18 protein-coding genes are annotated in these 22709 nt (G+C 59.5%); 3 read left to right on the plus strand and 15 right to left on the minus strand.

Annotation, left to right across the window (positions count from 1 at the left end; genetic code table 11):
- The first annotated feature begins 64 nt into the window (after positions 1-64).
- Entirely contained in the window at positions 65-2023 is a 1959-nt protein-coding gene (locus J3U87_RS09250; RefSeq protein WP_237382758.1) for an ABC-F family ATP-binding cassette domain-containing protein, read from the plus strand.
- Between the two features lie 749 nt (positions 2024-2772).
- Here J3U87_RS09250 and J3U87_RS09255 read toward each other — a convergent pair.
- The 12 genes from J3U87_RS09255 to J3U87_RS09310 all read right to left on the minus strand — a co-directional run bounded on the left by J3U87_RS09255 (position 2773) and on the right by J3U87_RS09310 (position 14605).
- Positions 2773-3384 (minus strand): RsmD family RNA methyltransferase, encoded by a 612-nt coding sequence (locus tag J3U87_RS09255; RefSeq protein ID WP_237382759.1) that lies wholly within the window; start codon positions 3382-3384, stop codon positions 2773-2775.
- A gap of 104 nt (positions 3385-3488) precedes the next feature.
- Complete coding sequence (locus tag J3U87_RS09260) at positions 3489-4271, minus strand: tetratricopeptide repeat protein (protein ID WP_237382760.1); 783 nt, start codon at positions 4269-4271, stop codon at positions 3489-3491.
- A 120-nt stretch (positions 4272-4391) separates the two neighbouring features.
- On the minus strand, positions 4392-4976 hold the full coding sequence (pal, locus tag J3U87_RS09265; RefSeq protein WP_237382761.1) for a peptidoglycan-associated lipoprotein Pal: 585 nt from the start codon (positions 4974-4976) through the stop codon (positions 4392-4394).
- Between the two features lie 250 nt (positions 4977-5226).
- A complete protein-coding gene (locus J3U87_RS09270; protein ID WP_237382762.1) occupies positions 5227-6558 on the minus strand; it encodes a hypothetical protein in 1332 nt (443 codons plus the stop codon).
- Between the two features lie 138 nt (positions 6559-6696).
- Positions 6697-7521 carry a TonB family protein gene (locus J3U87_RS09275; RefSeq protein ID WP_237382763.1) on the minus strand — a complete coding sequence of 275 codons (825 nt, stop codon included), beginning with the start codon at positions 7519-7521 and terminating at the stop codon, positions 6697-6699.
- Between the two features lie 4 nt (positions 7522-7525).
- Positions 7526-7942, minus strand: a complete 417-nt coding sequence (locus tag J3U87_RS09280) for an ExbD/TolR family protein (protein ID WP_237382764.1) — start codon at positions 7940-7942, stop codon at positions 7526-7528.
- Between the two features lie 22 nt (positions 7943-7964).
- Complete coding sequence (locus tag J3U87_RS09285; RefSeq protein ID WP_237382765.1) at positions 7965-8636, minus strand: MotA/TolQ/ExbB proton channel family protein; 672 nt, start codon at positions 8634-8636, stop codon at positions 7965-7967.
- Positions 8633-9139 carry a pantetheine-phosphate adenylyltransferase gene (coaD, locus tag J3U87_RS09290; protein WP_237382766.1) on the minus strand — a complete coding sequence of 169 codons (507 nt, stop codon included), beginning with the start codon at positions 9137-9139 and terminating at the stop codon, positions 8633-8635. The genes J3U87_RS09285 and coaD overlap by 4 nt, the downstream gene beginning before the upstream one ends.
- Before the next feature lie 309 nt (positions 9140-9448).
- Positions 9449-11089 carry a DNA repair protein RecN gene (locus tag J3U87_RS09295; protein ID WP_237382767.1) on the minus strand — a complete coding sequence of 547 codons (1641 nt, stop codon included), beginning with the start codon at positions 11087-11089 and terminating at the stop codon, positions 9449-9451.
- 167 nt (positions 11090-11256) lie between these two features.
- Positions 11257-12069 carry a bifunctional DNA-formamidopyrimidine glycosylase/DNA-(apurinic or apyrimidinic site) lyase gene (gene mutM / locus J3U87_RS09300; protein WP_237382768.1) on the minus strand — a complete coding sequence of 271 codons (813 nt, stop codon included), beginning with the start codon at positions 12067-12069 and terminating at the stop codon, positions 11257-11259.
- Between the two features lie 78 nt (positions 12070-12147).
- Complete coding sequence (locus tag J3U87_RS09305) at positions 12148-13512, minus strand: hypothetical protein (RefSeq protein ID WP_237382769.1); 1365 nt, start codon at positions 13510-13512, stop codon at positions 12148-12150.
- A 163-nt stretch (positions 13513-13675) separates the two neighbouring features.
- Positions 13676-14605 (minus strand): GGDEF domain-containing protein, encoded by a 930-nt coding sequence (locus J3U87_RS09310; protein WP_237382770.1) that lies wholly within the window; start codon positions 14603-14605, stop codon positions 13676-13678.
- A 418-nt stretch (positions 14606-15023) separates the two neighbouring features.
- Between J3U87_RS09310 and J3U87_RS09315 the strand changes: the two genes are divergently transcribed.
- Entirely contained in the window at positions 15024-16046 is a 1023-nt protein-coding gene (locus J3U87_RS09315; RefSeq protein ID WP_237382771.1) for a fatty acid desaturase family protein, read from the plus strand.
- Positions 16047-16116: 70 nt separating this feature from the next.
- Positions 16117-16560: a 50S ribosomal protein L9 gene (gene rplI / locus J3U87_RS09320; protein WP_237382772.1), complete on the plus strand. Its 444-nt coding sequence runs from the start codon at positions 16117-16119 to the stop codon at positions 16558-16560.
- 444 nt (positions 16561-17004) lie between these two features.
- Here rplI and speE read toward each other — a convergent pair whose 3' ends face one another.
- The 3 genes from speE to J3U87_RS09335 form a co-directional block, all read right to left on the minus strand.
- Positions 17005-17898 (minus strand): polyamine aminopropyltransferase, encoded by an 894-nt coding sequence (speE, locus tag J3U87_RS09325; protein ID WP_237382773.1) that lies wholly within the window; start codon positions 17896-17898, stop codon positions 17005-17007.
- Between the two features lie 124 nt (positions 17899-18022).
- Positions 18023-18922: an S-adenosylmethionine decarboxylase proenzyme gene (locus J3U87_RS09330; RefSeq protein WP_237382774.1), complete on the minus strand. Its 900-nt coding sequence runs from the start codon at positions 18920-18922 to the stop codon at positions 18023-18025.
- 312 nt (positions 18923-19234) lie between these two features.
- Entirely contained in the window at positions 19235-22294 is a 3060-nt protein-coding gene (locus J3U87_RS09335; RefSeq protein WP_237382775.1) for a DEAD/DEAH box helicase, read from the minus strand.
- Between the last annotated feature and the right edge of the window lie 415 nt (positions 22295-22709).

Here is a 22709-nt window from a genome sequence, read left to right on the forward strand (position 1 = left end):
GCCGATCCCGTTCGATCGGGCTCGGATCCGGCCGCAGGCTGCACCCGTTCTTGTGAGGCAGTTCATGATCAATCTCATCAACATCGTCAAACGCTACGGCACCCGGGTTCTTTTCGAAGACGTCAACCTGCGTTTCGATCCCGGTAAACGCTACGGAATCGTGGGGGCGAACGGCGCAGGCAAATCGACGCTGTTGCGCGTGGTCACCGGTGAAGAAACCGCCGACGGTGGCGACGTCACCATGCCCACCCGCATCAACCTGGGCACCCTGACCCAGGACCACTTCGCCTTCGAGGACGTGCCGATCGTGCAAGTGGTCATGAAGGGCAAGCCGGTGCTGTCCAACGCCTTCGAAGAAAAAGAAGTCCTGTTGGACGATCCCGATTCCGACATTCACCGCATCGCGGAACTGGAAGAGATCATCGCCGATCACGACGGCTATGCCGCCGAAGCGCGCATCGCCGAGATGCTGGAAGGCCTCGGCATTCCCACCGAAAAACACTACCAGCCCATGAAGGTGCTCTCCGGTGGTTACAAGCTGCGCGTCCTGTTGGCCCAGTGCCTGTTCGGCGACCCCGACGCGCTGTTGCTGGACGAGCCCACCAACCACTTGGACATCTACTCCATCAAATGGCTGGAGGACTATCTCAATACCTGTCGCGCGGTGGTGTTGGTGGTCTCCCACGATCGCGAGTTCCTGAATGCGGTCTGCACCCACATGGTCGACGTGGATTACGGCACCACCAAGCTCTACACCGGTAACTACGACCAGTTCCTGGAGCAGAAGGCGCTTGACGAAGAAATGCGCCAGATCGAAACGGAAAAGCGGGAAAAACGCATCGACGAACTGAACGCGTTCGTGACGCGCTTCAAGGCCAAGGCCTCCAAGGCCCGCCAGGCGTCGAGCAAGGCCAAGCAGATCGAACGCATGGAAAAGACGATCGAGGCGCCCCGGTACAGCTCGCGCGTCTTTCCGCGCATCCAGTTCACCCCTTGCCGACCTCCTGGCAAACAGGTCCTGGAAATCAAGGATTTAGGCAAGAGCTTCGGCGACAAAGAGGTCTTGCGCAACGTCACGTTCGACGTCTACCGCAACGACAAGATCGCCATCCTGGGCCCCAACGGCGTAGGCAAGTCGACGCTCCTGAAAATCCTGGTGGGCGAGTTGGAGGCCAGCGTGGGCCACGTCGAGTGGGGTCACGAAACCTACCCGCAGTACTTCTCCCAGGATCACGGCGAGGCCCTGGACAAAAACACTTCGCTCTACGAGTGGCTGTACAGCTTCGCGCCCGGCGAGACGATCGGCGCCATTCGCGGCACGCTCGGCAACCTGCTGTTCTCCGGCGACGACGTGCACAAACAGACCTCGGCCCTGTCCGGCGGCGAAGCGGCCCGCCTGGTGATCTCCAAGCTAGTACTGCTGAAGGGCAACGTCCTGATCTTGGACGAACCGACCAACCACCTGGACATGGAGGCGATCGAGTCGTTGGTCGAAGCGATCGAGTCCTTCGACGGCACCGTCCTGCTGGTCAGCCACAACCGCTACGTCGTGGACCGGCTGGCCACCAAGATTCTCGAGATTCGTCCCGAGGGCATCGATCTCTTCGACGGCACCTATGCCGAGTTCCTCGAGAAGGTCGGCGCCGATTACCTGAGTTACCAGGTGGACCTGCGCGCCGAGAAGAAGGCCGAAAAGCGCGAGAAGAAGAAAAAGTCGACGGGCGACGCCAACCGCAAAAAACGGTCGGACAATCGCAAGGTGTTCAATGCCGAAGCCAAGCCCTTGAAAGAGAAGAACAAGGCGATCGAAGCCGAGGTCGAGGGCCTCGAAGAACAACTCGAAGCCATCAAGGACCTGTTTTCGGATCCCAACTATTTCGCCAAGACCGATCCCGCCGAAGTTCGCGGCAAGGACCAGGAAAAGCGGAACCTCGAATCGGCGTTGGAGGCCAAATACGCGGCCTGGGAAGAGATCAACACGGCGCTGGAAGCCCTGAAGGAAAAGCACGGCGTGGAGGAGTGAGTCCGGCTCACGACGTGCCACGGGACAGGCTCCCGCTCCGGGCCAACCCGATGCTTGGTCGGTCGTTGTTCGCGACCAACCGGAGGCCCGCAACTGTAATCCTTCACCATCGACCAAATGCTTGGATGGTCACCGTTCGCGGCCAATCCTGGAGGGATGGCCAGCCCTGTGTTGGGATCATTACTAGATAAAAACGCGTGCCGTAGGCACGCCACCAGCGGGCACCCAGAAGGGGTGAAACAATACAGCGAAGGGTGAGGTGCCGGAGGCACCGTAACCCTGGTTGTTCGGGGTTCCTGGACCCCAGCCCCAACGGGGCGGCTCCGCCAAGGGCTTCGAAGGTAAAGGGAACTCGGCGAGGGACGCTTCGTAGTCCCGCCCCGTTGGGGCTGGGGTTCGGGCACTCCAAAGAACCAGGGTTGCGTCGGCGCTGCCTCCTTAACCCTTCGCTGTAATGTGTCGTCCCTACAGGACGCCTGCTGGTGGCGTGCCTACGGCACGCGTTTTTATGAATGGTGGCCCAAACATGGATTTGGCCATCCCTTCAGGATTGGCCCGGGACGACATCCATCCGTGGATGGGTTGGGGTGGAAGGTTTGCCATCCCTTCAGGATTGGCCCGGGACGATCGACCATCCATGGATGGGTTGACAGGAAAGGTGGCCATCCCGCCTGGATTGCCCGCGACCACCCTTCGCCGGCGCATGGCCCCGCCCAAGATTGGCCTCAAAGGCATTTTGGCGGAACCGATCACCCGGCCTCGTCCTCGGACTCCTCCTCCACTGGGGTCGCGCCCTTGGCGTATACGCCGATGTGCACGCGGCCGTACTTCCGGCTCTTGACCAGCTCGAAGACGCCGGCCTTCTCGACGAACTTGAGGGTCTCCTGCTCGGCCACGTAGAGCGAACCCTCGTGTACCTGTGCGCATTCCGACAGGCGCTTCATCATCTTTTCGTGGAAACGCTTCACCTGATAGGGCGGATCGGCATACAACACCCAGGCGCCGTCCGGTAGGCCGCGCCGCGCCAACCGCTGGGCGTCCTGGCGCTGTAGGACCACCTTGGCATCCAGCGATTCCGCCTGGTCGCGCAGCATGGCGATGACCTCGGCCTGCTGATCGAGCAGCCACACCGGATCGAATCCGAGGCTCCAGGCCTCGAAACCCATGGCGCCGGACCCCGCGCACAGGTCCACGAACCCGTGGGTCTCGGCATAATCGGCCAGGATGTTGAACACCGCCTCGCGCACGCGCGACAACGTGGGCCGCACACCGGGATACTCGGCGAATTTCAGGTATCGCCCGCGCAAAGTACCGCGATTGATACGCAAGCGACCATGCGACACCTTGTCCTTCTTGCTCATGGAACCCTCCCCGCGCCAGTGCTTGGACCGCGCGCCAAAAAACAAAAAGGGCCCGCCAGAGCGGACCCCATTGCCTGAATTAAGACGATTCGCCGGCGGTCAGATCACTTCTGATAACCGGCCCTTTTCAAAAACTGCTTGGCCAACTCCGATTCCTGGGTGCCGGGATGCTGTTCGATCAGCTCCTGTAACATCAGAATGGCCTTCGAGTGGCTGTTGCGGTAGTAGTAGCATTGGCCGAGGTAGTACATCGCCTGGCGTACATAGTTGCCGTTGCCGTACTTGCGCCGAACCGTCTCGAAACTGTCGATGGCCTGGACCCAATCTTTGGTATCGAAATAGGCGCGACCAAGGTAGTACTGGGCACTTTCGGCGAACGGCGACTGGCTGAACTGTTCGACGATTTCGCGGAAGGCGTCGATCGCCACGGTGAACTTGCCGCGGTCGAGATCGAGACGGGCCTGGTTGAACATGCTCTCCAGGTCTTCGCCAGGCACGACTTCCGGAGCCTCGGTACCGGGCTCACCGGTGTCGGTGGTCGGTTCCGTGGCCGTATCGCCACCGGCGACCACGTCCGTGGAAGCCCGCCGCAGTTGCGTCAACTTGTATTCCAGATCGTTGATGCGCGCCTCGTATTGGGCCATGCCGTCTTTGATGGTGAACAACTGGTCCTGGAATTCTGCCTGGGAACTGCGGTCCTCGACTTTCTTCTTCAGTTCGACCACAACCTGGTCCAGCTCCTCGCGGGCCTTGGCCTGGTTGCGTTCCAGCGCGTAGATCTGTTCCTGCAGATCCGCAATGTCGCGCTTCATCTTGAGGCGTTCCTCTTCCCCGCCACATGCCACCATCAGCAATATCGGCAGGGCGATCCATAAACGTCTGTACACCGGAGATACCTCCAACGTGGAAAGAGACGGAATCCGTATCCGTCTCTTACGCTTCCAAAGGAATGTATGATCGATCAGATGAGGTCCGTGGTGGCAGGGGCCCACCACGGGGGACATCGATTATCGAGAAAGCTTGAAATGGGCGCGACGATTGAGAGCCCAAGCTTCTTCGTTGTGGCCCGGGTTCTGGGGTCGCATCTCGCCGTAACTGATGGTTTTCAGACGGCTGGAGTCGATACCGAGCGAAACCAGGTAGTCGCGAACTCGCGAGGCACGACGTTCGCCGAGGCCCATGTTGTACTCTTCGGTGCCACGCTCGTCACAGTGACCTTCGATCAGGACCTTGACGTCGCCGTTGGCTTTGAGAACCTCCGCGTAACGGGTCAAAGCTTCACGAGAGTCAGACCGCAGGTCGAATTTGTCGAAGTCAAAATAGACATCCTGCAAGTTCAGCGAAGAAGGATCGATTTGATTGATCTCTTCGGGCTCCTCGGTGACGTGAACCTCCGGCTTCGGTTGTTCGGAAATGGTTTCAGCCTTTTCCTCAACCTGGGGGGGGGCTTCGGTCGGAGTGGGGATGTCGTCATTTTTCTTGGAACAGGCAATCATGGATAACAAAAGGGTTGCAATCAGAACAATGGATAAACAGCGCTTCATTGAGTCTTTTCCCTCCCGGCTATTTGCACTCTGAATTATTCGCTTCACGCATCGCCAAAATATGGAAACATATCTGTAAGAGCCTAGAAGGAATTGCTAGACGCGTCAACAGTTTTTCCCAGGTTCGGCGCCGTGTTGACCGCCCTGTGACAGAGCCCAAGTGTGAACAAAAAAAGAGAAGTTCGGCGAGCCCGGCCACAATCCGGCGGTCACGATCGATGGTACGTACCGCATGCCGGATCTCCCCCACATGCGGCAGGTCGCGACCGACCCTTGGGCCGATCGCACACAGGGAACCTCAATCGCCGGCAACCCAAACGGGACTGCGGTTGTCCCCCTCGCGGGTGATCTGCCGCAGATTCATGCCGTTGAGATTGACGGCATAGATCTGCCACTGCCCGGTACGGTTGGAGGCAAACGCCAGTTGCTCGCCATCGGGCGACCAGCAGGGCTCTTCGTTACTGCCCTGGCGGCTGGTGACCCGATAGTTGCTACCGGTCTTGAGGTCCATGATGAAAATGTCGAAATCGTTGTCGAACCGGCTCACGTAGGCGATGTAGTCGTGAACCGGGTTCCAGGACGCACTGTCGTTGTACGGGTTCTCCCGCGTGATGCGCTGGTTGTTGAGCCCGTCGGCATCCATGCGATAGATCTGCGGGGTCCCGGTGCGGTCCGAGGTGTAGAGGATGGCGTGGCCGCCCGGTGACCAGGTGGGATTGGTGTCCACTCCGGGATGGCGGGTGAGCCGGTAGGCGTCGGTTCCGTCCAGGCCCATGACGTAGATGTCCACGTTGCCGTCGGTCGCCATGGAAAAGGCGATGCGCGAGCCATCGGGCGACAGGGCCGGCGAGGATGCGCGCCGGTTTTCCTCGCGAAACAGGGCCCTGGGTCGGCTTGCGAGGGTCGGCTTCAACGCGATGCCGTAGGTGGCATCGATGGTGCCGGGCCGCTCGAACACGCTGTAGGCCAGCAGGGTGTCGCGTCCCTTGCGAATCGCGGACGGGGCGAAGGAGATGCCGCGCTTGGTGAGCGGCAAGGCGTTCTCGCCGTCGTAATCCATGATGTAGAGCTCTTTGAGGATACGGTGGTTGACGCTGTTGGATGCCTCACGGGCGTAGATCAACTTGGAGGTGGCGTAGCGCCGACCCTTCAGCAGGTACATGATCTCGTCGGCGATGACGTGTGCCATCTTGCGGGACAGGCGGGGCTTGCCGCGATAGGCTTTGGCCAGGATCTGGCCCTGGGACGAGATCTCGTAGAGGCGGACCTCGACGCGCATTTCACCGTCATCGCCGCGCTTCACCCTGCCGGTGACCAGAAACTGGGCCTGGATGCTCAACCATTCGTCGAACTTGATCGGCCCCGCGTGGGGATCGCCCACCAGTGCCATGCGCTCCGGAGCCAGCATGCGAAATACGCCGGAATTCTCCAGGTCGTCGCGCAGCACCCGTTCCAACGTCTGGACCGCTTTGGCGTAGTCGGGATCGTTGGACTCCAGGCGGAAATCGGGAACCGCCATGTTTTCGGTCTTGACCGTCTCACCGGTGAGCCGTATGACGATTTCCTTGTCCTGACCGAAGGCCGCGCTACACAGCAACAGGCACAGGGTGCCCATCCACAACCGTTTCATATTCATACTCCTCGAAATCACTTCCATCGATTGACCTGGTCTTCCGATGCCCGATCCACGACGCCGGATACGGCGTGCGCTTCACGCGCCTCACTTGTTACCTAATTCACGGATTGGATCTTCCATACGGGGATACACTCACTCGTTCGTGTAATCGAAATCGATATTGATGATCAGTCGATCGCCGCGAAACCCTTGGGGCAGGGGCGGCAATCCCTCGACGCGCTGAACGGCGCGTTTGGCTCGGCTGTCCAAATAGGAACGACCCGACGTCATGACCACGTCGATGCCTTCGATCGAACCGTCCTTACGGATATGGAACCGAACCCGCGTCACCCCGGCCCGCACCGAACCGCGCGACCAGGCCCGCGACACCTGGGTGTAGACGTTGCGGTAGTACGCCTGCCACTCCATGTCGGAGGTGTCGACCTGCTCGGTGTTGCCCACCTCGAACGAGAGACCGCTCTTGTCGTCGCCACCGAAACCACCGCGCGCGATGGGCGCCTTGTCCTTGGGCTGTTCCACCGGTGCCGGCTTGGGATCGGGCTTGCGTCGCGATTGCTTGGCATTGCTCTCGGTACTGGTCTTGGGCTTTTTCTCGGCGGTTTTTTTCTTTTTGGGCTTGTCGCGGTTCAGGCCCACGTCGGTGGGTTTGGCGACACTTTTCTTGGCCGGGGCCTTGGGCTTGGGTTTGGGCGCCTTTTTCTGGGTTTTGGGTTTGCTGCGCGTGCGACCGGCAACCGGTGCCTTGCTCTTCTTTCCGGAACTGGCGGCGGGTCGTCCCGCCAACTGGACCGTCATCGCGTTGGTCGGCTTGAAGCGTTCCTCGGCCGTTTGGCTGAGTACCACCAGGCCGCCCAATCCCAGCACGTGCAACACGATCGAAACAATCACGCCGATCTTGAGGCCGTAATTGGATCGGTCGACCTTGTAGTAACCGAGGATCGGGTTGGCATCGGACATGACGTTATTTCCCGGATTCGAGAGGTTCGGTAATCAGGCTGACCCGCTCGATTCCCGATTCGCGCAACTTCGACAGCATCTCCACGACGTCGCCGTACTTGATGCTCTTGTCGGCTTCGATGTAGACGGTTTTGTTCTTGGCGAGTTCCACCGCGGCCTTGACCTTGTCCATGATCAGCTCCGGATGGAGCCGTTCCTCGTTGAGATAGGTCTTGCCGTCGCTCTTGATGCTGAGAATCAGGTTGTTCTCGTCGACTTCCAGCTCCAGGTTCCCCCGCGGCAGATCGATTTCCACCCCGGTGTGCAGCAGCGGCGCGGAGATCATGAAGATGATCAGCAACACCAACATGACGTCGACCAACGGCGTCACGTTGATTTCGTTCATCGACTCCTTGGGGCCTTTCCCCGACGAAAATGCCAAGACCGTCTCTCCTCGAGATGAATCAGGTGAAGTTCTTCTCTACGATGCCGAGGAACTCGAGACAAAAATCTTCCATCTCTCCCGACACCAGGCGAACTTTATTGATGAAGTAGTTGTAGGCCATGACGGCGGGAATGGCGGCGAACAGGCCGACGGCGGTCGCGATCAGGGCCTCGGCGATCCCCGGCGCCACGACGGTCAGGGAGGCGGACTTCTGTTCACCGATGTCGCTGAAGGCCTCGATGATGCCCCAGACGGTGCCCAACAGCCCGACAAAGGGAGCGACCGACGCGGTGGTCGCCAGGATGTTGAGGTTCTTTTCCAACTTGGTGAGTTCCACGAAGCTGGCGCGCTGAAGCACGCGGTTGATGGATTCCAGATTGCGAACCTTGGGTTGGCTGCCCTTATCGCCCGCGGGCTGGTGCTTCAACTGGAACTGCAATTCGCTGAAGCCCGCGAGAAACAGGCCGACCTGCGGGGAAAAGGGATACTTGGAGCAGGCGGATTTCACTTCGGAGAAGCGGGCCGAGTTGCGAAACAGCCCCAAAAAGTGCTCGGTATCCTTGTGTGTCTTGGTCAACAGGATTTTTTTCTGAACGATCAAAACCCAACACGAGATGGAAAAGAAAATCAACGCCACCAACACGAGCTTGGAGATGAAACTCGCCTCGAGTAATAGTTCCAGGTAATTCATCGATCCTCCGAACCCAACACCGGTTCGCCTTTGAATTTCTTTTTCAACGCCTCGTCGATGAGCGGCGGGACCAGGGTCCCGATATCACCACCCAACCGGGCGACCTCTTTCACCATGCGGCTGCTCAAGTAGGAGTAGACGGTTTTGGGCATGAGAAAGACGGTTTCAATCTCGTCGTTCAGTTGGCGATTCATCATCGCCATCTGCAATTCGTACTCAAAATCGGAAACCGCGCGCAATCCGCGCACGATGACGCTGGCCTTGCGCTTCTCGGCAAAATCCACCAGCAACCCCTCGAAACTGGCCACTTCCACGCGATCCGAATCGATGCAGCGACGGATCAGGGTCAGCCGCTCCTCGATGGTGAAAAGGGGATTTTTTTTTGCGGAATTCATCAAAACGGCCACGATGACCCGATCGAACATTTTCTGGGCACGTTCGATGATGTCGATGTGGCCGTTGGTAATGGGATCGAACGATCCAGGGAAAATCGCAAGCGCCATGTTAGCCTCAGTTCGCCTCAAATAATCTCAATCCATGAATCTCGACGTATCGCATTCGCGGATGTTCTACAAAGTACGGGTGCTTTTTTGCGGCGACAAACGCGACCTTCTCGAACGGGCACATCGCCGGTCGACATTTCTTCGTGGCGCCCGACCACCGTGGGTGACTGCGATTCGAAAAAACCGAATGGCGCCGATCCATCACCGCAAAATGCCGATCAAAGAAATCATCACCAACTTTCAAGCACCGCATGTTAACACAGCCGTCCAAGGATTCGCATCTGATTCAGGTCACGCCCCGCCGGTGCCTCACACGTTTTGGGCCATCAACTGTCGGGCGTGATCGCGCAGGCTTTCGGCGTTGGCGTCGCCGCCCATGAGGCGTGCCAATTCGGCCACTCGCTGTTCGTAATCACACATCACGAGAGCGGTGAAGGTGCGTCCCTCTTTCACGGTTTTCTCCAGTTTGATCTGCTCGTCGGCGAAGCGGGCCACCTGGGCGAAGTGGGTCACGCACATGACCTGATGGTTTTTGCCGAGCGACGCCAGCTTGGCGCCGACGGCGTGCACGGTCTCGCCGCCGAGACCGGCGTCGATTTCGTCGAAGACCAACAGCAGGCCCTGGCGACGGCGGAAAGAATGGATCAGGGCCAGCATGACGCGCGAGAGTTCGCCGCCCGAGGCGACCTTGGAAAGCGATTTGGGCGGCTCGCCGGGGTTGGCGGAAAACAGGAAACGGAACCGAAGGCCGGGCAGGGCCACATCGCGCGCTTCGGACAGCTCCTCGGGCCACTCGTCCCAATGGTTGTCCACCAGGAAGCCGGCCCCCTTGAGATGCAATTCGGCCAGTTCCCTGGCGATAGTGGCACTGAACGTCGTCGCGGCCTTGTCCCTGGTGGCCTGCAACCGTCGTTTGGCTTCGTGCAGTTCGCGGTAATCCGCGACCAGGGTCTTCCAGCGATCGTCGAGACCCTCGGTGTTGTTGCGCAGGCTCTCCAATTCGCCACGCAGCCGCGCCAGTTCCGCCAACACTTCGGGAACGTCGCGGCCGTACTTCATGAACAACCGGTTCAGGGCCGATTCGCGGTCTTCCAGTTCCGCCAACGAATCGTCGCTCGACCAGTCCCCGGCGGTATCGCCGTGAAGGTCCTGGAGCGTGTAGGAAAGCGACTCGATCTGCTCCAGGTAGGGCTTCAGGGTCGGTTCGTATTCGGTGAGATGATCGATCAGGCGTTGGGCCTTGCGCAGGCCGGGCACCAGGTCGTCGCCCAACAGGGAATTCAGGGCGTATCGATCGGCGCGGATCTGTTCCTGGTTGCGCGCCACCTTGAGCCGCTGATCCAGATCCAGATCGTCCTCGTTGGGATTGACCGCTTCGATTTCCTTGATCTGAAGCTTCAGGAAATCCATCTCGCGCAGCCGCTGGGCTTCGCCGTCGCGCAGCTCCCAGTAGGTTTTCAGGTTCTTGCGAAACGCGGCAAACCGGCGGTCGAAGGCCTGAGCCTGCTCGCCGAGCCCGGTCTGGGCGTCGAAAATGTCGAGATGGTATTTTTCCTTGAGCAGGCGTTGCTGGCCGTGTTGGCCGTGGATCTCGAAAGCCAGGCGGCTATATTTCTGAAGTACCGCATTGGGCACCAGGGTACCGTTGACGAAGGATCGCGATTTGCCTTCCTTACTGATCTCGCGGCGCAGGAAGAGCTGGGATCCGTCGAGCAGATCCAGATCGTCCTGTGGCGTATCGACCTCGAACTCGGCTTCGACCACGGCTTTCGCGAAACCGGTACGCACCAGATCGCTGGAGGCGCGGCCACCGCCCAGCAACAACAGCGCGTCGATGATGACCGATTTACCCGCGCCCGATTCGCCGGTCAGGCAGATGAATCCATCGCCCAACTCGAGTTCGGCCTGGTTGATGACCGCCAGGTTTTCGATCTTCAGAAATCGCAGCATGCGCCACCTCTAGCCTTGTGCCCATCCAAAGGCGAGTCATTCTAGCACGAGCGGAACCAAACCAGAGCCACGGGCGCGGAGTACGAAGCCAAGCCCCTCTCACGACACGAGATCTACAACACCGGCAGTGCTCGGTTCGCGGGATTCACCTGTGGCTCCGGTTGCGATCAGCGGGGCTTTTTTTGGCATTTGGGACAGAAATGGGTCGACCGTTGACCCACGACGATACGTTCGATGGTGGTGCCGCACACTTTGCAGGGTTGGTGGGTGCGACCATAGGCCCAAAAGTGCTTTTGACTCTCGCCCTGGCTTCCGTCGGGTTTGCGATACCAACTGATGCTGGCCCCCTCGTAGTTGATGGCCGCATCCAAGACCTCGCGAATGGTCTGCCCCAGGCGCCGGGCCCGGTTGTGGGGAATCCGGTCGACCGGCGTCAAGGGATGAATGCCCGCCCGCAACAGGGCCTCGTCGGCGTAGATGTTGCCGATCCCGGCAATTTTGCTTTGATCCAACAGAAAGGTCTTGATGGCCCGGGTGGAGCCGCGAAACAGGTTGGAAAACGCATCGTCGCTCATCTCCAAGGGTTCCGGACCCAACTTGCGTTCGAGAAAATCGAGAGAGTCACACAGGCTGACGCGCCCGAACTTGCGCGAGTCGGAAAAAGCCAGGTAGCGGTCGTCGTCGAGGCCGAGCGAAACATGAACCCAACGGTCGTCACCCGAGCGGTTCGGACTCAGGTACAGGCGTCCGGTCATGCGCAGATGGACCACGACGTAGATACCGCCGAAATCGAGACAGATGTATTTGGCTCGTCGAAAGATGCGCTGCAGCGGGCGACCGTCCAGGGCCGATTCCATGAGATGGGGCTCGCTTCCGTCGAGCGCACGGGGCCAGTCGGTCCAAACCGAAACCACTTTTCGACCGATCAGGTCGGGAGCCAGGCCACGGACGACGGTTTCGACTTCGGGCAATTCGGGCATGAGTTCCTCCAGGATGGGGCGTTCGAACAGGGAGCCGGCGACGGGTACCGCCGAAGCGAGGCGTCGTGGCGAGCCGAATCAGGGTTGGGGCAGGCGCTCGCCCTGAAAAAAGCGATCGTCCACACGGGTCCCCACCCGCTTCAGCCAGGCTTCGGGCGTCCAGGTGCCGTCTCCGCGATAGACCACGAAATGGGCCAGCTTGCCTTGCTGCAGATAGGGCTCATCGTAGCCCAGCAGTTGCGGTGTATGGCGATAGCAGGCCACCAACATGTCGCTCACCGGCAGGCCCAACGCCGCCCAGGTGTCCAGTTCGGCGCGCACGTCGCCGGAAAAGGCGAACAGGTGGCCCCCGCCGGAGCCGACGGCCAGCTTGCCGCCCTCCTTCTGCCAACGACGCACCCAATCGAGCACCTGCTCGCGCCGTTCGCGCCAAATGCCGCAGCGGTCGGCGATGCGGCGGTACACCTCGTCGAGCCGGCCGTGGACCCGAGCGAGCACGGCGGCGTCATACAACCCGTATTCGCCCAGCAGCGGCAGCCGCTCCTCCAGCAAGGCGGCACAGTAGCGGCGATCGTTCAAACCGGCCAGCGGCAGCCAGACTGCCGAACCCATCGCCGTCAGATCGCTGGAGGAAAGTCGGTCCGGGATGCCCTCGTAGAAATCGAAGGGCAGCGTCAGGGCCACCTGAAGGTCCGGGGCGGCCGCGTCCTGGATATAGGCACCCACCTTGCGGCCCTGTGCGCGAAAAAATGCGATCAGCCGTTCCGCCCGCTCGAGCCCGGCGACCCAGGGGACGGGGGCGTCGGTACCGGCCTGGGACCACCACAGGGTCACCGGACCGGAGGCCGGAAGGCGCGCGGCGACGTCCTCCGGCCGGTCCTCGGGTTTGACGATCAGGTTGAACGCTTCACCCGGCCCGCCTGGCAAATCCAGATAGCCATGTTGGGCATAGACTTCCTGATGGGACCAGGTCGCCGACAAGCCTCCTCGCGGGAAAATCGGATCGCGAAAGGCGCCGACGCCCAAGTTGGCCAAGTACCGCGCCATTTTCGTTTGGTTGTCCTCGTTCACATCTTCGTCGCCACCCAATCCACGCTCCTGGACCAGACTGTACCCATCGGCCAGGTACGGCAGCAGAAGCGCCCCTCGCACGCGGGGGATCGACGCATCGGCGGTGATCGGCTTGTCGGCGATCAACTCGACGCGCCCTTCGCGATTGACCAGGACGTGCCTGCCGTGGACCAACCCGTTGCGTTCGGCGTTGAGCATGGAGGCATCCACGAAGTACACCCAGGGCAAGGCTCGAAGCGCTTCGGACTGGGTGGCGCCCGGCGCGGGAGAGTCCGGTGAGGTGGCTTGGCGACCACTCGCGGTCCTCGCGGCGGGCGGGGTCGCCTCGGCGGCAAATCCCATGCACAAGGCGATCATGAAGGTGACGATCACGAGTTCCTCCCCTTTTCCGAGGCTTTGCACGCCGCGGTACGGCGGTGCCGATTATGCCGTTTTCTTGGCCGCCGTGCACGTCAAAAGCGAAAACGCGCCGTCTCGCGGCCATGCCCACGACCCTGAACGGCACCGCGGCTAGAGGCAGCCAAGCGCTGAGCGGTCAGTTGCGCGAAACGTCGAACCCGATGACGCGGTCCTTACCCTGGGCCTTGCCACGGAACAGGTGATCGTCGGCGCAGCGCAACAGCTCTTCGGCCGTGTCCATGTTGCTGCCGTCGTAGGTCGCCACCCCGGCGGTCGCGGTCACCTTGAACGACTCGATCGGCGTGGCGAATTCCAGCTTGCGCACCACGTCCAACAGCTTGCCGGCGATCAACATCGCCTTGTCGTGGGCGGTGAAGCGGAACAGCGCCACGAATTCCTCGCCGCCGAAACGGGCGAAGACATCTTCCTCGCGCAGCACATCGCTGATTTCTCGGGCGAGGGACTTGAGCACCAAATCGCCCGTGAGGTGACCGTAGGTGTCGTTCAGTCGCTTGAAATCGTCGAGATCGAAGAAGACCACCGAAAGCGGTTTCTCGTGGCGCTGGTGATGGGCGAACTCCTTCTTCATGTAATCCATGAAGAAGCGCTTGTTGTAGGCGTTCGTCAAGGGATCGCGCGTGGCCTTGTTGTAGAGCTCCTGCTGGAGATCGTATTCCAGGTCGTCCTTGAGCGAGAACCTGAGGATCACGTTGCCCATGCAGATGCGATCCCCGTCTTCCAGGGTCACCGAAGAAATGCGCTTCCCGTTTACCAGGGTCCCGTTGGTGCTCTCGAGATCGGCGAGCACGGTGGCACCGCTTTCGTCCATGTCGAAGCGCACGTGTTCCCGCGAGATGTTCTCGCAATTGAAATAGATGTCGCACCGGCGCGTTCGCCCCGCGACCATGCCACGCCCCGGTTCCAGTTTGATGACACGGCCCACCGAATCACCCGCCAACACCACGATGTAGGGCAAAGTTCGCGCTTCCGGATTGACGGTTTGCAAATCTAGGGTATCGACACTTTCCTCAGAATCTCTGAGAAAGCGATTCGCGCGTTTGGCCATGGTCCGAAACCACCCCGAGCAGAAAGGAATTACAACGAGATTGTAACGTATGTCGACCGGTTTGAGCGCGAAAGACCCGGCCGTATCTGATAACTCTTGTGAAATCAAGATGGATCAGCGCTAAATTTGCAGTCGAGACATCAACTTCAGATGGCAGTGATAAAAAGCCGGCTGCCGTATTCACCACTAAACATAGCGCACGGGGGTTCCATTCACCGTCCTCACGACGACGCTGGTGTCAGAAATCACACTCGTGATTCGGCGATGTAAGGTCGATCCGCCCGGCACCGAAGGCGCGATGCGGCGGGGGGCGAACTTGCGTCGCCGCCGGTCTGGCCGCATAATGGGAGAAGTTCTCCGATCCCAGCGGTGTCCGGATTCGGAGCGCGATCCATCCTGCGGGAGCGACACGAGGCCCATGACGAAATCCTACTATTACGAACGCGCCGGCGCGCTCAATCGCGAGCTGAAGCAGGCGATTCCCGCCCCGACGCTCAAACGACTGCACGTCAAACGCCCCTGGTACCACTTTTTCGTGGCCGGCCGCCAATTGCTGTTGCTGATCCTGATGCCGATCCTGATCTACCACTTCGGCGATCAGCCCCTGGTCTGGATTCCCGCCGCGGTCCTGCAGGGGTTCGTGGTGTTCTCATTCACGGTCCTGCTGCACGAGGTCGTTCACAAGTGCGTGTTCAACAAGGACAGCTACGACCTGACCCCCAAACTGGGCCTGCTCTACAGCGTCCTGTCCGGCCTGGCCCGATCCCAGTTCCACCGCTGGCACATGGACCACCACTTCCAACTGGGCAGCGACACGGACGATCCCAAACGGGCCCACCTCTCGCCCAAACGCAATGCGCGTTGGTACAAGTTCCTCTACTGCACACCCGCGCTCTACCCGATTTACTTCCGCGCCGCCAAAAAGGCGCAGGCGACCTACGAACCCGAACTTCTCCGGCGCATCGCCTGGGAACGCAAACTCAGCATCGGCTTCCACCTGAGCGTCTTGGGTTGCTTCCTCTACCTGTCGCCCGTTTTTGCGCTGAAGGCCTACGTCCTGCCGGTCTTTTTCGTGTTTCCCGCCGCCTTCACCCTGAATCGCCTGGGCCAACACTACATCATCGACCCCGACGACCCGGCCAAATGGAGCACGCTCATCCAACCGAACCCGGTCTGGAACTTCCTGTTCCTGTGGTCTTCCTACCATTTGGAGCACCATTATTTCCCCGCGGTGCCCTTCTACAATCTCAAGGCGCTGAACCGGGAGCTGGGCGGATTTTTCCGCCAACGCGGCGTCGAACCCTACAGCTACACGCGCTTGCTGAAAGAATGGTTCTGGCACAACCACAAACCACACACCCGCCCGAAAGCCGCGCGGGAAGCCGGAAAAGTCGTGACGGGCGGTACCTATTCGGCCGCTGCGGGCCAAAAAAGAGTTTGACCACTTGAAATAACTCTGCTAATGTCCCTATTTCGTGCCTGCCGCGATTTTTGATGGAGGAATCACCAGCATGGAAGTTTTACTCAGAGAAGCCGTGGTCAAGTTAGGTAATCGCGGAGACGTGGTCAAGGTCGCTCCCGGTTATGCCCGCAATTTCTTGCTGCCCAAGAAATTGGCAGTGGCCGTCACCGAAGGCAACAAGAAGCAGCTCGAAATCGAGAAACGCAACTACGAGAAACGGCTCCTCGAAACCAAGTCCGTGGCCGAAGAAGCCAAGGCCAAACTGGACGAAGTTGAATTGCAAGTAGAAAAGCGCGCCAGCGAAAACGATCAACTCTTCGGCTCGGTCACCGTTCACGAAGTTGCGCGCATGTTGAACGACAAAGGCTTCGAAGTCGAACGTCGCGACATCGAATTGCCCCACATCAAGGAACTGGGCGAATACACCGCCAAAGTTCGTTTGCACTCCGAAGTTACCGCGGAAATCAAGATCACGGTCGTTCCGGTCGCTTGAGATCGAACGAAACCTCAGATACTGGATTGGGATGGCGCGACACACGCTCGTGATGGATACATGATCCATGTCGGCTTTTTTCCCCTGGTTCAGTCAACCTGAAGCACACCTTTTTGGTGTGCTTTTTTTTTGCGCCATGGCAGCCGGGCCCAACTCGGGGTTCGAATAGCGCGACGCACGCCGCGCCTCGCGACCCCCCCACCAGAACGACCCGAGAGGGCTCACTCCATCCGGGTCATCTCTCGCTTTCCGCTGGATTCAAAACGAGTTATTCCAGAACATAGAAAAGGCTCGGCAACTCGTGAGAGAAACCGAGCCTTTAAAGACTGGCGATGCAGCCGAGCCTCGCGGCCCGGCATATGCCTTTATTCGCATTCGGAGGAGCAAGAGTTTTCCATTGTCAAAAACAAAGCCCTTCCGGCGAAAAAAACCGACAAAACTGGTTCAGTCGCGCCAGGGGGTGACCAGCCCTTCGTACAACCGACGCTGGAATTCCGGCAGCGCGAAAGCGCCGCGGTGCAGGGCCGGATTGTAGTACTGGAACTCCAGGCCGGAAGCGGCCACCCGAGCTTCGTCGAAATCGGCCAGGGGATCCAGACCCTTGGTGGCCATCACGAACGACCACAGGCCGCCCGGGTAGCACAAATTTGAGTAGTTATACATATAGGTATGGCTGAAGGCGGTCCGGACGTTGTGGAGAATCGCCTGCTGGGCCTGGGCTTGATAGAACGGCGATTCGCCCTGGGCCACCGCGATCCCGTCCTCGGCCAGCACGCGATGGACATCCTTGTAGAAAGCTTCGCCGAACAGCGGTGTGGCCGGCCCGATCGGATCGGTGCTGTCGATCATGACCACGTCGAACTTCTGGTCGGTCTCGGCCATGAAGCGCACGCCGTCCTCGATGCGCAGATCGAGGCGCGGATCGCCGAGCGAGCAAGAAGTCTGGTGAAAATACTCCTTGCAGACGTCGACCACGTCGCCGTCGATTTCGACCATGGTGCAGTGTTCCACACCCTTGTGTCGCAGGACCTCGCGCGCCGTGCCGCCGTCACCGCCGCCGATGATCAGCACGCGACGGGGATCGGGATGTACGAACATGGGCACGTGGGTGATCATATCGTGATAGACGAACTCGTCGCGCTCGGAGCACATGACCAGGCCGTCGAGAAACAGCATGAGGCCGTGGCCCTTGGTGCGCACCAAATCGACCTGCTGAAAACGGCTGCGTTTGCTGTAGATGGATTCCAACACGCGAAATTTGTTGGCTGCAATGTTTTCGATATTCTCTTCCACCCACATATCCAGGGGAGACTGGGTGTCGTTGGTTTTGACTTCCATGAACCTATCCTCGTAGAAGTGCCGCTCGAGATCGACACTCGCTTGTGTTTTCGAAGCGCCTCATCGATGCGGACGCCGCCGGCCTGCCTGGCCCGCTCCGTATCGAGGAAGCGCCATCTTCGGCTCAGGCCTTGCCGTAGTTGGCGAAGCGCACGTTGAACCCGCAAATGACATTGGTTTTCTCTTGGTTGAGGCGATATCCCGCAGGGCACGGGAACCCGACGCCTTCGTGCTCGAAGAACACGGTGGTGAAGGTCTTGGGATTGAAGATGGAGAGCACCCGCTCGAAGGCCGCTTCCATATCCCCGGAGAAAAGGTGATTGGTTTCGAAGCTGGCATAGCTGCATTCGCGTTGAGGCGTGATGTGAAAGGTGTAGTACTCCTTGTCGCGAATGGCGTTGAGCGAATAGCCCATCGGATCGAAGATGAAATCGTCCACCTGGAATCCCTCGAAGATTCGATCGATTCCGCTCGCCCCGTAAAGTTCGGACTTTGGCACGTCGGGTTGGGAGAACAGTCGGGTCGCACTCTCGTCGATGTCGTGCATCAGGATTTCGAGCGTCATATCGCCCGGGACGGGCTGGCAGTCGGGACCATAGTAGAACACGGTGACGAAGTGGCCGTTTTCCTTGCCGAATCGGCAGTATTCGCCGGGCACGTATTGCCGCAGGCGATCGGCGTCCTCGATAAAGTCGCTCGGTTGATCTTCCGGCGCCAACTCGTTCTTGCGCTCGTAGGTGATGAAGGCGATGTCCTCGGATTGGAAGGTGCGCAGCATCTCTTCCACGGCCGAAACCAGGGAGGTAGTCCCACAGGTAATCATGATCACCCGGTGGTCGTACACGAACAGGCTGGACTCGCTCAACAGATACGCATCGCAATGGGCGTTGGAAAGGGTGGAGAGCACCGTGGCGTTGGCCTTGGCCACCACCAGGTTCCAGTCTATGTCCGGATGCCTTCGCAACGCGGCGGTATCCGGCTTCAGGAATATTTCGACCTTTTTCTCCGAACCTTCAAAAAACAAATCGACTCCTCCCATCTCCCGACCGCGGTCGAGTATCGCTGACGCGTTGAGGAACCCCGAAACGAATGGGCGAAACGGGCCGCGGCGGCCCCGGGACACCGGAAGGCGCAAGCCCTTCCGAGAGTTGATTTTTCAAAAGAATGGTGACGTCGTCGTCGACGCGGTGCCTCGATCTTCGGGGTTCAAGACAATCTGTCTATTATAGGAACCCCGATCCTTTTTTCAATGATAGATCGGACCCGGCCGTCCGCCCCGCTCGACACCGGAAACGATCGCAAGCGACATCTCCTCGAAGTCGCCGGGATACCGGCGTCAATCGAATTCCTGGCCCTTGATCAACGACACCAGATCCTGGATGCTGAGCTTGCTCACGCTTTCCTGTCCCTCCAGCAGGCTCTGCACCAGGTCGCGCTTGCGGGTGTGGATGTTGAGGATCGCTTCCTCGATGGTATTGCTCGCCACCAGTCGATAGACCGTCACGGCCTGGGTCTGCCCGATGCGGTGCGCGCGGTCGGTGGCCTGTTCCTCCACCGCCGGATTCCACCAGGGGTCCATGTGAATCACGTAGTTGGCGTGGGTGAGATTCAGCCCGGTGCCGCCGGCGCGCAGGGACACGAGGAAGATGGGGACCTCGCCCTCCTGGAAGCGCTTGATGATCGCCTGCCGGTGCTTGACCGGTGTCTCGCCGGTCATCATGACGTGCGGGACGTGGATGCGGTTCAATTCGCGTGCGATCAGGGCCAGGAACGAGGTGAACTGGCTGAACACCAACACGCGGTGGGACTCGCTGACCAACTCTTCCACCAACTCGGAAAAGATTTTCAGCTTGGCCGAGTCGCCCTTGTAACGCTCCTCGCAAAGGCCGGGGTGGCAGGCGATCTGGCGCAGGCGCGTGATGGCCGCCAACAACTTGAAGCGGATCTTCTCGTCGACCTCGTCCAACTGGCTGAGGACGCGATTCCGCTCGGATTCGTATTTGGCCCGTTGGGCATCGCCCAGTTCCACCTTGAGAATGATGTCCGAACGTTCGGGTAGATCCTCGAGCACGTTCTGCTTGGTCCGTCGCAGAATGAAGGGGCGGATCAGGCGCCGCAGACTCTCCAGTTTCTGGGGATCGCGCCCCTTCTCGATGGGCGCCACGTAGTTCTTGCGGAACGATTCCCAGGAACCCAGAAGGTCCGGGTTCAGCATGCGGAAGATGCTCCACAATTCGCCCAAATGGTTTTCCAAGGGCGTGCCCGTCAGTGCGAGCGTCCAATCCCGATTGAGCTGGGACACGGCGATCGCCGTCTGCGAAAGCGCGTTTTTGATGAACTGCGCCTCGTCCAGGACCAGCGTCCCCCAGCGCACTTCGTTTAGCTTGTTGATGTCCTTGAGCACCAGGGCGTAGCTGATGATGACCACATCACCGGCCTTCAATCGCGCAAGACTCTTGTTGCGGCGCCCTTCGGCATACAGCAGCGGTCGCAGATCGGGCGCGAACCGCTGGACTTCTTCCTTCCAGTTGAAGCCGACACTTGCCGGCGCCACGACCAAAACCGGGCCCTGCTTGATACGGTCGATCAGGACCGCCAGCGCCTGGACGGTCTTGCCCAAGCCCATGTCATCGGCCAGACAGGCACCGACGCCGAGTTCGGACATGCGTCGCAACCAGCGATACCCCTCGACCTGGTATTTGCGAAGGTCGGCCTTCAAGCGCTTGCTGGGGATGTATTTATCGTCGTTCTTGCCGCGCCACTCACCGATTTTCTCGAGCCATTTGGAATCGCCTTCCCAACTGAGGTTCTCCATTTCGGCCAACACGGCCAGGGCGGCCTTTTTCAGCTTCATCGCCTGGTCTTCCTGGTAGACCGCCATCTTGAGCTGGTTCAGTTGCTGGCGTAGCTGCTGATCGATCTGAATCCATTCGCCTTCGCCGACCGCCACGTACTCGGTACCGGCCAGGTGAAAGTCGTCCTCGGGAAAGTGTTGGATGGAGAAGGTCTTGTCGTCGGCCATCAAGTGGATCTTCAGCCAGGCGTTGGAATCCACCTGCACCCGCAACCCGCTGACCTGTGCGATTTGGTGAATGCGGGGTTCGGTACGCAGCCACTCCAGCCGCCAACTGTCCTGGTCCTTCAACCATTCGATCAACACCAGCGCCCGTTCCAAATCGGCCACCACGATCTCGCCGTTGCGATCCGGTTCCTCTTCGTAGGGAAAGCGATCCAGGAAATCGCGCAACAGGTCGTGCTCCTGTTCAGGCACGCGCTCGATCACCACGTCGCGGCCGGTGGACAGGTATTGACCCGGCGCCCCCGGCACCAGGCGAGCCTCCGCCCCCTCGTAAGCGACGCGAGGACTGATGCTGAAACCCTTGCCCATCTGCAGGTCGAGCAGCAACGTCAAATGCGGATCGATTTTCTGAATGATGCCCGCCAAATCTTCGGGTAGCGTCAAATCGAAGTAGGCCTGTAGCCGTTCCAGGCGGGCGATGTTGTCCAACAGCTCGGGTCGCTTCATCACCGGCTTGAACTGGTGCACTTCCAGCAGGATCGCACGCCGCAGCTTGTCCACCTGACACACGAGGAGCTCGCCGTTGTTGACGTCGAGGCCCAAAAGGCCGCCGTCCACCTCGAAGTAGCGGATATCGGGCGGCGTTTCCGGACCGTGCGACACCACGAGGCGGTATTCGTCCTCGCCGGAAACCAACTCCAGGTTGATTTGTGCGGTCTTGACCCGAATGGACCGATCCTCGATGCCGACCCGCGGATGGCCCAGCAACGACAGCCAAAAACCCCAGTTGTAACGCTGATGGGGTTCGTAATTGGAGTAGAAAAACACCTGCCGAAACGTGCGGATATAGTCGAGCAGGTTTTGATCGGAAGGGTCGCCCTGGGTGAATTTGTAGGAATCGTTGGCGGTGAAACGGCGTCCGGAACCAAAGGTCCCCTCGCGAATGAACTTGCGGATCTTGACCACCGGCTCCAAAGAGGTCGCACTTTCCTCGAGGTCGACGGTCAGTCGAAACTGGGCGTTTTCGAAAGCCGGCAAATTGAGGTGTTTATCCAAGAAATCCAGGGTGTTCTGCTTCTTGCCCTTGAGCAGATGATCGTCCACCAGGCGCGCCGCGAGCCCGCAGATATGCTGGCAGACCGAACCGCGCCGTGCGTTTTCGCAACTGCAGTAGGCGCCCGTAATGTTGTAGACCTTGTCATCGAAATCGAAGCGCAAGTCCAATTGACCGCTGTCCTCGGTACGGAGCTTGGCGTTGATTTGTTCGCCACGGTCTTCGATCTTGTAATGACTGAGGTAGATGCGACCTCGAAGGTATAGGGTTTCGGGCACAACTTTGAGAAACTCGGAGAGTGCATTGACCCGGTTTTCCAACATGTAAATCCGTCACTTGTTCGAGCGTATAAAGGCGGAACATCCACAAAAAGCGGAGGACTGCTCCACAAAACCACACGGCAAAAGAATGAACGACGTCCCGAAAACCCACGGCACTTCCGAATCCGACTCGAGCAACGAGCATTCCGAAACCAAACCTCGACGTTTGTGCCGCAACGATTCGGTGCATTTCCGTCTTCATCCGATGGATTCAGGACCGAAAACACGAACCCGTTTGTCAATTCACTGCCGATGTCTGATTGCAGCGACCCGATCGCCCATCCAGGAGCGAACTGCCACGAAAATCACGATAACCGGGACCTAATATTGGCGCGTGATCTGGACCATTATAACTATTGTCCCGAAACATCCATAGGTTTTTCACGGAGGCCAGGACCAAACCGCTGCCAAGATGCGT

The organism is Sulfidibacter corallicola, assembly GCF_017498545.1.
Classification (GTDB): domain Bacteria; phylum Acidobacteriota; class Holophagae; order Acanthopleuribacterales; family Acanthopleuribacteraceae; genus Sulfidibacter; species Sulfidibacter corallicola.